The sequence below is a fragment of the Pontibacter arcticus genome, assembly GCF_003284895.1.
GTDB lineage: Bacteria > Bacteroidota > Bacteroidia > Cytophagales > Hymenobacteraceae > Pontibacter > Pontibacter arcticus.
In genome coordinates this window covers 324,405-336,683 of record NZ_QMDV01000001.1, presented here as the reverse complement: position 1 = coordinate 336,683, position 12,279 = coordinate 324,405, and the positions used below count along the sequence as shown (strand labels likewise).

Below are 12,279 nucleotides of genomic sequence, written 5' to 3'. Positions count from 1 at the left end.
GTAGCCCGTTTATCTATTTTACCTCATGAGAAATATCCTTAAAAACTACCAGCGCAGACTTCTTAACCTTAGCTCCAGTAACCGGGCGCTGCTGTTGCTTCGCCTCTCTAAAGAGTGGCACCTGGATGTGCAGGAGATGGATTATCTCATCAGTGAGCCGGCTTTTTCTATAATTCAGAAACTGATCATCGGCAAAAAAAAGATCGTACTCAGCCCGCTTGCCGACAGTCGTTTTGCACCCGTTGCGCCTGTGAGCCAGCGCCTGCGTACCATTAAGCGCAAAACCGAAATGGTGCTGGAAGAGCGCGGCAGCCAGGAGTTGTATGTGGGGTGGCCATTTGTACATGGGCAGTTTCCGGATGGAACCACGGTGCGTTGTCCTTTACTTTTTTTCCCGGTGCAGCTACATATTAACATAGCCCAGGAATGGGAATTAAGGCCAGACGATGCCCGCACAGCGCAGTTTAACCAAAGCTTTTTGCTGGCGTATGCCCATTACATGCAAACGCCGCTGGCCGAGCCACTCACCGAACTCGATCTAAGCACACTTTCCAATCATCCCCTGGAGTTCCGGACGCAGATTTATGAGCTGTTAAAAGAGCATCAGCTTACGATAAATGCCGGTACCGATTTTTTTGCAGAGAAGCTAAGATCATTCAGGGATTATAAAAAAGCTGACTTCGAGGAGCTGGTAAAACCCGGGCAACTATACCTGGAGCAGGAAGCAGTACTAGGTCTATTTCCGCAGGCATCTTCTTTTTTGGTAGCAGATTACGATGCGTTGCTTGCTCAGGACGAGTTGCTGCAGCTGGAAGAACTGTTTCAGGCCCCGGAGCAAAGTATAACCAACACCACACAGGCGCAGCATACGTTTACAATGTTTGAGCTGGATGCCTCGCAGGAGCTGGCTTTGCAGGAAGTAAAAGCAGGCAAGTCGATTGTGGTGCAGGGGCCACCCGGTACAGGCAAATCACAGCTGATCTGTAACCTGGTGTCGGATTTCACGGCGCGTGGCAAAAAAGTATTGGTCGTGAGCCAGAAACGCGCAGCGCTGGATGTGGTTTACCAACGCTTGGCATCCAAAGGGCTTGGCCATTTTGCAGCCGTGGTGCATGATTTTAATACAGATAAAAAAGCCGTTTACGCGCAGTTATTGCACCAGATCACGCACCTCGATGCTTATAAGAAACAGAACCTCGCGCTTAACAGCATCTACACTGACCGTACTTTTTTAGAGGTAAGCCGAAGCATAAACCAGCATCTTCAGAAGCTGGAAGCGTTTAAAAAGGCCTTGTTTGATACCAGCCGGTGTGGGTGGTCGGCGAAGGAGTTATACTTGCGCAGCAGTTTAAAACAGCCTTTTGTGATGTTGCCGGCCAGTTTTAAAAGTTTAACTGCTGATACGGTGGCCGCTTTTATGCCGCGCCTACGGCATTATCTGCAGCTCAGCGAAAAGTTGGTGCAGGCAAACCAGGTGTTGGCAGGCCGCAAAAGTATGGAAGGCTTCAGCTGGCAGCAGCGCCACGAACTCGAAAGTACTATCCAGCATTTTCCGGAGCAGTACAGGCAGGTGCAGCAAAGTATAAATAAACTTAGCGGCTTCACATTTACGCGCGATGTGCTGGCAAAGTATAAAGCTGCGATTCCGAATCTTGCGAAACTGAAAAGTGAAGTAGCTGAGGAGGAAGTTTTAAACGTGATACAAGCCTTTTTTGAACAGAAAACAGACCTCAGCGAGCTGCAGCAAAACATCAGAAAAGTAAGAAGTTTATACTTTGCCCGGCAAGCTTTTGCCATAACGTTACCTGAAGATCAGATACGGGAAGCAGAAAAAGCAGTTAGACACTACGAACAGCAATACAACAACTTTTTTAAACGCCTGAAGTGGAGTTTTTCCGAAGAAAAGAAAGCGCTTACGCTGGTAGCAGAAACCTACGGGCTGGAGCTGAGCAAAGATGGTATCCAGAAACTGCGGCAACATTTTAAAGAACAACAGGAAACCGAAAAGCTGCTGCAAAGTATCGGCAAAAGTATAAACAGACAGCTAGATAACACCATTTCGCCGGAAAGGTTAACCCACGAACTGGCCGTAACCGAGCAGGCCATGGCTACTTATACGTTGCTGAAAGAGCTGCATAGAAATCAAGTGTTCCACGAAAAACATCTGCTTAACACTGACCTAACGCAGCAGTTACAGGAGCTTATTCAAAGTATACATGCAGCCGTTACGGCCACTGCCAAATGGGAAATGTGGCTGACTGAACCGCAGATGCAGCAGTTGCTGGAAGAAGAGGAAAAAGCTACTGCAATGTTAGCAGCCCTGCGCCAGCACTTCGAGTTGCTTGTTGCTTTCGATACCTTATCTAATTCCTTTACCGAACCGGAACGGGAAATTGCTGCACAACTCGCTGACCAACGCATCAAAGCCGAAGAAAGTGAGCAGTTGTTTATTAACAGTTTGTACCTGGCCTGGCTCCACGAACTGGAAGCCCAGCATCCGGTTTTGCGCATCCCGTCTAACGGCGAAATGGAGCTGCTGGAAAGCGAATTGCAGCTGTTGCTGGCTCAGAAAGAAATCCTGACACAGGAAATAGTTACATCTAAACTGCGCGAGCAAACCTACCGGAACCTGGAACACAACCGCCTCGGCAACCCCGTTACCTACCGGAAACTACAGGCACAGGTCAGCAAAAAGCGCAGTTTATATCCGATCCGTAAATTGTTCTCGTTATTCCGGAAAGAGATGCTGGACCTGATCCCGTGCTGGCTGGCCTCTCCTGAAACAGTTTCGGCGGTGCTGCCACTCGAGCAATGCTTCGACCTGGTTATTTTTGATGAGGCATCGCAGTGCTTTTCCGAAGTGGGCATACCCGGCATTTTGCGCGGGCAGCAGGTAGTAGTAGCCGGCGATGCGCAGCAACTAAAACCATCCGACTTGTACCGCACCCGCTGGAGCACCGCTGCAGACGACGAAGCCGAAGAGTTACTGGCAGAATCGTTGTTGCAGCTGTGCACGTTATACTTGCCGCAAACCATGCTGACGCAGCATTACCGCAGCTTATACCCGGAACTGATCGATTTCTCGAACAAACATTTTTACAACGGTAAACTCGAGTTAATTCCCGATCTCAAGCACCTGCAACACCGTAAACCGGCCATCAGATTTATACCCGTACAAGGCACCTGGCAGGATAACACCAACCCGACAGAAGCCCAAAAAGTAGTTGAAACAATTTTTGACTTGCTAAAAAAAGGCCAGCAGGATATCGGCGTCATCACATTTAACTATAACCAGCAGCAACTGGTACAGGATATACTGGAGCAAAAAGCCGCACAGCAAAGTATAGTTTTGCCGCCTGCCATACTTGTGAAGAACATCGAGAACATGCAGGGCGATGAACGCGATGTAATCATACTTTCGGTGGGCTATGCGCCGGATGCAAAGGGCAAACTGGCCATGCAGTTTGGCAGCCTGAACCAGGCAGGTGGCGAAAACCGCCTGAACGTGGCCATTACCCGCGCCCGAAAAGAGATTGTTATACTTTGCAGTTTGCGCCCCGAACTATTGCAGGTAGAAAATACGATGCACGAAGGCCCTAAACTATTAAAAGCCTATCTGCAATATGCGCAACAGGTTAGTGCCGGCAACTTCAGTTTTATGCCTAAACAAGCGCAACTGCCCGGCCACATGCCCTTGCTCAAATCCGAAATTGAACAAGCGTTGCCATACTTTGCACCGAAAGTTCCTTTTGCAGACCTTACACTTTCGCAGGGTGAAAGTATAAACGGGCTGATTTTAACGGACGATGATCTGTACTACAGCCACCTTTCGGTGCGCCAATCGCATGCCGATGTGCCGGTACGCTTGCAGCAGCGCCACTGGCCTTACAGGAAAGTATACAGCCGCCAGTTCTGGGAAGATAAGGAAGCTTTTTATGATAGTTTGCAACGTATGGCTGCCACGTATAAATCCGAAGTATAAATCCGGCTGCTTTTATGCTGAAACTCTTCACACTTTATATCTACCTCGAAACCCTGCTTTGCGGCTGTGGCCCGGATAAACGCAACAGCGATTTTGCAACGCTGCGATCGGAGTATAACATAAAAATTGAACGGATAGGAAAATTAGACAAGCGTATTAGCGAAAGTTCGGGGCTGGCCTTTGCGTCAGATACAACTTTCCGGACACATGCCGACGGCGGGCCGCTGAACGAACTATACGAGTTTAACCTGAGAGGCGGACTCCTGCATACAATAAAATTACCCCTGAAAAATAACGATTGGGAAGACCTGGCTCAGGCCGAGAACGGGCAGCTTTTTATTGGCGATTTTGGGAATAACTTTAATACACGGCAAAACCTCCGGATTTACAAATTACAGCAAAATTTGGCACAGGTACAGGATACGATCAGGTTCCGTTATGCTGACCAGCTGGCATTTCCGCCGGCGCGCCGTAACCGCCATTACGATCTGGAAGCATTTTTTTACTACGCCGATAGTCTCTACCTTTTTACCAAAAGCCGCGCTGCCAAACCTATAACCCAACTTTATACATTGGCGGCAAGGCAAGGGAATTATACGTTAACGCCCCAATATCGTCTCCGTTTAAAATCACCGATCACGGCGGCGGCTATCTCTCCGGCACAAAACCAGTTTGCTTTGCTGGGTTATGGCAGGCTTTACATTTTCGATCATCAAGCTAAAAACATAAACTTAACAGGCAAACGCTATTGCCTGCCACTTGGCCGTACCGGTCAGGCCGAAGCCATGCTTTACCTGAACCCAACCACACTGCTCATCACAAACGAAAGAGGCAAGTTATACTTGGTAACGATCTCGCCGAAAAATTAAGGTTTATACTTCCAACCTACGGAAAGAAAGCAACACAGCATATCAGCCTTGGCAGAGCTAAAACCGTAGAAAAGTATAAACTTAACAGACTTAAAATGCAGACAACTATATTAATTACCGGAGCTACAGGTACAGTAGGCCGCGAAGTGGTAAAAGAACTTTCGGTGCTGGGCGAAGATGTGAGAATAAGAGCAGGCGTACACTCGGTGGTAAAAGGCGAAAACCTGAAACGCTTGCCGGGCGTGGAACTGGTAGAGGTGGAGTTTGACGAACCCGAATCGCTTGAAGCCGCTTTTACGCACATCGATAAACTTTTCCTGATAACACCCTTTACCGAAAACCAGGTAGCCTGGTGCAAAACGCTGGTAGATAAAGCCAAAAGCTCCGGCGTAAAACACATCGTGAAACTTTCGGCGTTGGGTGCAGGATCGGAGCCAGGCATTACATTAGGCAACTGGCACCGCGAAATGGAACAATATATCGAGGAGAGCGGCATACCGTATACTTTCCTGCGGCCAGCTTCTTTTATGCAGAATTTCAGTAATTACAGTGGCGAAAGTATAAAGCAGCAGGGCAAATTTTACCAGCCCACCGGCGAGGGCAAAGCTGGTTATGTCGATGTGAACGATATTGCCAAAGTAGCTGTGCAGGTACTGTTAACCGAAGGCCATGAAAACAAAATTTATACTTTAACCGGCCCTGAAGCACTCTCAAACGCAGAAATTGCCCAGATCTTAAGTGAGGTAACGAACAACGAAGTGAGCTTTGTTGATGTACCGGAAGATGCTGCACGCCAGGTTATGGTGGAGCAAATGCCCGGCTGGATGGCTGATGCGATGCTCGAGCTTTATGCTTTGCAGAGAGCCGGACAAGCAAGCACTGTAGATAATACAATAGAAATAGTAACAGGCGACAAACCTAACACTTTCCGGGATTTTGCTTTAACGCACAAAAGTGCTTTCTGCTAAGTACTTTTAAAGTATAACTTACTGCTTTGCCAAAAGAAAAGCCACTCCTTTGCGGGAGTGGCTTTTGCTATAGGTCTGTTTTAAATTATTCGCTATCTAAATCGCGGTAGCGGTTGCTGCGGCGCGTTTCGTAATCATCGTTGTTACGTGATGATGAAGAACGGCCACCCTGGTTTTCCTGTCCGTAACGGTAGTTATCGCGGGAGTTAGAGCCCTGATTATCGCTATAGAAAGACGTTCTGCTATCCATAGAACCGTACTGGCTTTGGTCGCCGCCCCGGCCACCCTGGCCGTAACCGCCCTGGCTGTAGCCACCGCTCATGCCAGAACCCTGCGAACCGGAACCATAGTTACCCTGGCCTTGTCCGTAGCTGCTGTTTCTGTTGCTGCTCTGCGAACGGTACTCATCGTTGTAAGAACCGCCTCTTGAGCCGTATCCGCCTTGCGAGCCATAACCGCCCTGCATCGAGTTCTGAGAGTCCCAGCCACGCTGCGAACCACGGTTATCTCTGTCGTATTCGCTCATGCCTCTGGATGAAGAACCTTGTGAACTGTAACGATCAGAATCACCATAGTTAGAATTAGAAGATGATCTGCCGGAGTTACCCATTCCTGATCCGCTTACATTAGAGCCATAACCGCCGTGGCTTCCGCTGTGCGTGCCTTGCGAGCCATAACCAGACTGCGATCCGTAACCACCCTGCGAAGAAGAACCGTAACCTCCCTGCTGAGATGATCCGTAAGAAGAGCGGCCTTGCGAACCCTGGCTGCCGTAGTTGCCTTGCTCGTAGCCACCCTGGTAATTACCACTGCGTGAGCCGTAATCGCCTTGTCCGTAGTTTTGCTGGTAATTGCCTTGTGAAGACGAACCAGAACCATAATTACCCTGGTTACCACCTTGCGAGCCATAATTGCTTCTGCCGGAGTTATAGCCAGACTGTGAGCCAGAACTGCCTTGTGAGCCATAATTACCTTGGCTACCATAATTGCTGCCTTGTGAGCCACTCTGCTGGTTGTAGCTGCCCATGCCGCCTTGGTCGTTCATTACGCCGTAGCTGCCTTGCTCATCGCCTTCTCTGTCAGCGTATCCGCCTTGCATGCCGCCATAGCCGCCGTAAGAACCTTGCGAATAGTTATCCTGCGCACGCATTCTGTTTCCTTCCATGCCGCCCTGGTTGCCATAATTATAGCCTCCCTGGTTACCGCCATAGTTAGAAGAACCGCTGCTGCTCTGGCCACTCTGGCTTCCGTAGCTGCGCTGGCTGCTGCCTTGCGAACCGTAGCCGCCCTGGTGTTGTGATGAGCCATAATCGCCCTGATAACCATAGCCACTCTGGCCACCGTAGTTGCTGTTCTGTGAACCATAGCCATAGCCGCCCTGCGAGCCGTATCCGCTTTGGTTACCTTGCTGCTGCGAGCCATAGCCTTGCGAAGAGCCACCCTGCGAATAATCAGAATTGCTGCCACCCTGAGACGATGAACCGTAACCACCCTGGCTACCATAGTTATCGCCTTGGTTTTGCTGTGAGCTGCTGCTCATAGAGCCATAGCTATTGTCAGAATCCTGGTTACTGTTGCTGTTACTGCTATTGCTGCTACTTTTCTTAGAAGAGGAACTGCTTGAGCTACCAGATGATTTTGAGCTTTTGGCATCAGGTGTTTTCGTTATTTTTTTCGCTGAGGAAGAAGAGTCCGATTTTGCTTTAGTGCCTGATGATTTAGAACCAGATCCCGAAGTAGAGGAGCCGGAACCGGATGATAACATAGATGATCCTGAGCCAGACATAGAAGATGAGCTGTTGCTATCCTGTGAGCCTGAACCTGATGAGGAAGATCCCGAACCTGATAAGGCAGAAGTAGAGCCTGATCCTGAACTTAACGAAGAGCCTGATGAACTCTGGCCACCTGATGTATTACCTGATGAGGAAGATGCGTTGTTTGAACTGTCACTCGAATAGTTTGATGACTGATTCGAATCCTGGTTTTTTTCTGAGTCTTTCATAGTTTGTTCTCCTTGTGTTATTTTAGATAAGTTAGTTTTCAAAAGCTACCTGCTTTTAAATAAGGAAGGCAGCAAATGGGGTTTGTATTTTGTTGCTGTTACTGTTTTTGAAATGGTGATCACACCTTTTTATTTAGTGTAACAGAACGCTTTAACTATACGAACAGCAAGTGCAAGGGTTATTGCCTTAGGACTTTACTTATATACGATCCGGCCGATTTTGAAGCTTATGAAAAGCTGCAGCTCGGATTTCGGAGATTGGAGAAAAGTATAAAACCATAAACGGTAACTTATTTAACTGCAGATGCCTGAAGCTGATACTCCTATTTTTGCTAATATTTTAGCTTACCTGCTGTTATATCGGTTGAAATAGTTAACTTTGAGCCATTATTTAAAATTTATTATAATGAAAACAGGTAAAGTTAAGTTTTACAATGTATCTAAAGGCTTCGGTTTTATCGTTGCTGATGATACCAACCAAGACATCTTCGTTCATCAGACTGGTTTGATCAACGAAATTCGTGAGAATGACCGTGTATCTTTCGAAGTGAAAGATGGCAAAAAAGGATTGAACGCTATTAACGTAGAAAAAATCTAAGTAGACATATAATGCCTTCGGGCAAGACTAGTCTAAAAAAAACCCGTCCAGTTTTAACTGAGCGGGTTTTTTTATACTTTATTCTTTTGTGTTTTCCTGCTTCTTCTCGCTATTGCGTTCTTCGCCTTTCTCCAGCCCTTCCTGTATCAGTTCGTTTGCTTCCTGCTTGTCTTCCTGGTCGGCTTTCGGGTGTTCCTGCTCGTGTTGGTTTTGCGGCTCGTAGTTTAAAGTAATAGAAATAGGGAAGTGGTCAGAGCCAAATTTAGGAAGGCGCTTTAAGCCGACCAACCGGAAAACGGGATCGTAAAAAACGTGGTCGAGGGGGTAGCGGAACAAAGGGATATAGGCATTGTACGTGTTGTAAAAACCACGCCCCACACGCGGATCAATGTGGCCGCTTATCTGCTTAAACAACTTCGTAGTTTTAGACCAGGCCACATCATTCATATCGCCGGCCACTATACTTGGGTAAGGTGATGCTTTTGCCATCTTTGCCACCAATAGTAGTTCTGCCTCCCTGGTTTCGGTATTTTTAAGTAACCTCGGAGGTTGCGGGTGCACCGTAAAAAAGCTGAACTTATGGCCGCTAGGTAACTCTACCAAGGTATAAAAAGAAGGAATTCCATCTTCCACCAGGTATCTCACTTCGCTGTCGTGTAGTTTAAACCTGCTCCACAGCATCATGCCATACGTGTTGGAAAGCGGTTTTTTAATGCTATAAGGATAGCGCTTTTCCAGTTTGGGGCGCACCTGCTCATGCCATTTCTCGTCGGGTTCGTTCATAATCAGAATGTCCGGGTCTTCGGCCAGCACTACATCCAGGAATTTCTGGTACTTACGGTTTACCATGCGCACATTAGAGATCACGACAGTTAGAGCATTTTCCGGAACGGCTTTTTCTGTTTTGAGTGCTTCTACTTTTACAAGTGGCGTAAAATGAATAATATACCTTATCTCATTCAGAATAGCAGCTGCCCACAGCACGATCATACTTATTTCTGAAAGGCTTGTAACATCATACTTGCTTACATAAAAAATGAGTACGGCTGTAAGAAGTATGGCCACATGCAACCTCGGAAAGTCTAATACTCTGATCCACCAGAGCGGACTTTTTATCAATGGCAAAAAAGAGAAAAGGGCCAGGATACATCCCAGCACTAATAAGGTATCTTTCATAGAAAAGAATAAGTTTAATAAGGGCGAACGTATGGAACGTAATATTTCCGATACGGTTAGCTGGAAACATAGCTATACTACGTATTTAACGTAAAGCAGATAGGGATGCTCGCATATCAAAAAAATAACCCCTCTTGCAGGCATTTACTGCAAGAGGGGTTATAATATTAAAAGTATGACTGCCTGCTAATTAGACTTTTCGGTTACTTTAATGCCTACTGCCAGTATATGAGGCAACGGATCGCGGCGCATGTACTGCGTTAATGTTAACGTATGCTTTCCAACTTTTTCGAACTTTACATCCTTTAACGCCAGCACCTGCAGATCATAAATATCGCTGGAGCCTTTGCCCAGGGGCTTCCCGGTTTTGGCATCCAGCAGCAGCAATTCGTGTTGTGCTGCAGATAGCATGGTATTATCCGGGCCGGTTAGCTGGTGGCGCACATACAGGTTATAAAACTCATACTGCAGGTTGTAACGCACATTAAAGTATACATCGTATACTTTGGTAGTATCCGTAATTTCGAAGCTAAAAACAGGGGCGTTATCAATTTCCCAGTTCTGAGATTCGAAGTCTGCATTTTGCTCGTAGATACGGCCCGGCTCGCAGGCTGTAAGCAGCATTAAAAGTATAGCCGATAATAAAATAACGGATTTACGCATCGGTACGTGGCGGTTTATTCTGATCTGGTTTTTTGCCTCTGAACGGTTTTCTGGAACGCTGCCTGTTGGCTGGTTGTGCAGGCTGGTCGCCGGTAGGTTGCGGCCCGTTTGCAGGCGCAGCAGCTTTCGGCGGATTGGCGGCACGTACAGCATTATCGGCTCTTTCAGGGCGCGGACCACGTTCTCTTCGCTCGTTTCGTTCCGGGCGTTCACGTCTTTCAATGCGCTCCGGTCTGGCAGTTTGCTCAGGGCGTGGCGCTCTTTCCGGACGGTCGGTGCGTTCAGCTCTTTCAGGCCTGTCTACTCTTTCCGGGCGTTCCTGTCGGTCGCGCGGTGGCCTGTCCGGCCTGCGTTCTCTTGGTTCGGCGCCTTCTCTGTTCCTGTTATTGTTCGTGTTATTGCTGCGTTCAGGGCGTGGCCTGCGCGGGCGTTGTTCCCGTTCCGTACGAGGTGCGTCTGTAGTTCTTACAGCTTCCTGCGTACCAGCTTCCAGTGCCTGCTCAAATTGAGCTGCTGTACCGCCTTCGCCTGGCTTTTTCTTCTTTTTCTTCTTTTTCTTGTTCTTGAATTTATCGTCCAGGCGTTCGAGACTGCCCTCTACCTGCGCTACAAACTCATTTTGTTTCGGCTCTTCTACCACAACCGGCATCAGGCTATCCACCGCTACACCTTTCAGGTTTTCACGGATGATCTCGTGCACACGCTCTACCGGAACCGGGTACCAGTTATTATCGCCTTTGTAGCCAAACCACATCATCTTCTTAAAGATATCCGTTTTCTGAAGTATGGCATCGCCTTGGCGGGTCTGTAATGGCCTGTTTACAGTTGGTATATCTTTGAGCGCATCCATGTAAGTTTCCAGCTCATAATTAAGGCAGCATTTTAAGCGGCCGCACTGTCCGGAAAGTTTACTTGGGTTAAGCGACAAATTCTGGTAACGGGCCGCTGTAGTAGATACGCTTTTAAAATCGGTGAGCCAGGTAGAGCAGCAAAGTTCACGGCCGCAAGAGCCAATGCCACCCAAACGCCCTGCTTCGTGGCGAAGGCTGATCTGGCGCATCTCAATGCGTACTTTAAACTCTTCTGCCAGTTTTTTGATCAGGTCACGAAAATCAACGCGATCATCAGCAGAATAATAAAACGTAGCTTTCGATTTATCAGCCTGGTACTCCACATCAGAAAGCTTCATACGGAGGCCGAGTTGCTGAATGATCTCACGGCCACGGTACATGGTGCCGCTGTCCAGGTCGCGCACTTCGTTGAATTTCTCCATGTCGCGCTCATTGGCGATACGGTAAATCGTGCGGATCTCCTCGTTGTTATCCACCTTCTTTTTCAGCATCTGCAAGCGTACCAGCTCACCTTTAAGCGATACAAACCCGATGTGATGGCCATTTGGCACATCTACCACCACGGCATCGCCCGTAGTCAGGTCTATTCTGTTTATGTTTCGGAAAAAGTCTTTACGACCACCCTTAAATCTTACTTCTACAATATCAAATTCCTCAAACGACACCGGAATTTCCATGTCGCTAAGCCAATCAAATACATTTAAACGATTACAGCCTCCCGTGCTGCAACCGCCGTTGCTTTTGCAGCCACCAACCACCTCTGTGCCATCTGCACTGGTTTTTTTGGTGCCGCAACCGCCACTAGAACATGAACTACATCCCACTTTTTATATCTCCTTATATAGCCTGGGCTATTCTTGTTTTCAAAATATGATCTGAGCATGTCAGGTATCATTTTAGCAGGCAAAAGTTCTGAATAAAGCAGCTTAACAAAATAATTTTAACGCTTAATAGCAAATACAATCAAGCGAAAACGGTATGAAGCCAAGTTGCCTTTTAAACAATTTGTAGCTAAAAAAATGAATTATCAACATTCTCTCAGTAACAAATATACTAATTTTTCGAGCTTTTTGTGCTGTAACCCTGAAATGTGCCTGTTCCCTAACAAGCCATTGCTCATTTTAGTGCACGAAGCCATGTGTACGAATTATTTAGTTACCTGACAATCTG

The 12,279-nt window shown here is 47.4% G+C and carries 9 protein-coding genes; 5 read left to right on the top strand and 4 right to left on the bottom strand.

Annotation, left to right across the window (positions count from 1 at the left end):
* Positions 1 to 25 precede the first annotated feature (25 nt).
* The 3 genes from DP923_RS01485 to DP923_RS01475 all read left to right on the top strand — a co-directional run bounded on the left by DP923_RS01485 (position 26) and on the right by DP923_RS01475 (position 5,819).
* Positions 26 to 3,982 (top strand): AAA domain-containing protein, encoded by a 3,957-nt coding sequence (locus DP923_RS01485; RefSeq protein ID WP_112303805.1) that lies wholly within the window; start codon positions 26 to 28, stop codon positions 3,980 to 3,982.
* Positions 3,983 to 3,996: 14 nt separating this feature from the next.
* The gene (locus tag DP923_RS01480; protein ID WP_112303804.1) at positions 3,997 to 4,851 is read left to right on the top strand and encodes a hypothetical protein; all 855 of its coding nucleotides are present in this window, start codon (positions 3,997 to 3,999) and stop codon (positions 4,849 to 4,851) included.
* Between the two features lie 95 nt (positions 4,852 to 4,946).
* Positions 4,947 to 5,819 (top strand): SDR family oxidoreductase, encoded by an 873-nt coding sequence (locus DP923_RS01475; protein ID WP_112303803.1) that lies wholly within the window; start codon positions 4,947 to 4,949, stop codon positions 5,817 to 5,819.
* An 85-nt stretch (positions 5,820 to 5,904) separates the two neighbouring features.
* Here DP923_RS01475 and DP923_RS01470 read toward each other — a convergent pair whose 3' ends face one another.
* Positions 5,905 to 7,359: a hypothetical protein gene (locus DP923_RS01470; RefSeq protein WP_207801921.1), complete on the bottom strand. Its 1,455-nt coding sequence runs from the start codon at positions 7,357 to 7,359 to the stop codon at positions 5,905 to 5,907.
* A 13-nt stretch (positions 7,360 to 7,372) separates the two neighbouring features.
* Between DP923_RS01470 and DP923_RS01465 the strand changes: the two genes are divergently transcribed.
* Positions 7,373 to 7,777, top strand: a complete 405-nt coding sequence (locus DP923_RS01465; RefSeq protein ID WP_112303802.1) for a hypothetical protein — start codon at positions 7,373 to 7,375, stop codon at positions 7,775 to 7,777.
* A gap of 450 nt (positions 7,778 to 8,227) precedes the next feature.
* Complete coding sequence (locus tag DP923_RS01460) at positions 8,228 to 8,419, top strand: cold-shock protein (RefSeq protein WP_112303801.1); 192 nt, start codon at positions 8,228 to 8,230, stop codon at positions 8,417 to 8,419.
* A gap of 78 nt (positions 8,420 to 8,497) precedes the next feature.
* On the opposite strand, the gene DP923_RS01455 is transcribed toward DP923_RS01460, so the two are convergent.
* From DP923_RS01455 to DP923_RS01445, 3 genes are all read right to left on the bottom strand, one after another.
* Entirely contained in the window at positions 8,498 to 9,595 is a 1,098-nt protein-coding gene (locus tag DP923_RS01455; protein WP_112303800.1) for an endonuclease/exonuclease/phosphatase family protein, read from the bottom strand.
* Positions 9,596 to 9,781: 186 nt separating this feature from the next.
* A complete protein-coding gene (locus tag DP923_RS01450; protein WP_112303799.1) occupies positions 9,782 to 10,258 on the bottom strand; it encodes a gliding motility lipoprotein GldH in 477 nt (158 codons plus the stop codon).
* On the bottom strand, positions 10,251 to 11,933 hold the full coding sequence (locus DP923_RS01445) for a PSP1 domain-containing protein (RefSeq protein ID WP_317047264.1): 1,683 nt from the start codon (positions 11,931 to 11,933) through the stop codon (positions 10,251 to 10,253). The genes DP923_RS01450 and DP923_RS01445 overlap by 8 nt, the downstream gene beginning before the upstream one ends.
* Between the last annotated feature and the right edge of the window lie 346 nt (positions 11,934 to 12,279).

What these genes read in the sequence shown, in the direction of transcription:
- DP923_RS01455 (WP_112303800.1), bottom strand. Translation starts at nt 9,595, where the DNA reads ATGAAAGATACCTTATTAGTGCTGGGATGTATCCTGGCCCTTTTCTCT.
- DP923_RS01480 (WP_112303804.1), top strand. Translation starts at nt 3,997, where the DNA reads ATGCTGAAACTCTTCACACTTTATATCTACCTCGAAACCCTGCTTTGC.
- DP923_RS01485 (WP_112303805.1), top strand. Translation starts at nt 26, where the DNA reads ATGAGAAATATCCTTAAAAACTACCAGCGCAGACTTCTTAACCTTAGC.
- DP923_RS01475 (WP_112303803.1), top strand. Translation starts at nt 4,947, where the DNA reads ATGCAGACAACTATATTAATTACCGGAGCTACAGGTACAGTAGGCCGC.
- DP923_RS01460 (WP_112303801.1), top strand. Translation starts at nt 8,228, where the DNA reads ATGAAAACAGGTAAAGTTAAGTTTTACAATGTATCTAAAGGCTTCGGT.
- DP923_RS01470 (WP_207801921.1), bottom strand. Translation starts at nt 7,359, where the DNA reads ATGAGCAGCAGCTCACAGCAAAACCAAGGCGATAACTATGGTAGCCAG.
- DP923_RS01450 (WP_112303799.1), bottom strand. Translation starts at nt 10,258, where the DNA reads ATGCGTAAATCCGTTATTTTATTATCGGCTATACTTTTAATGCTGCTT.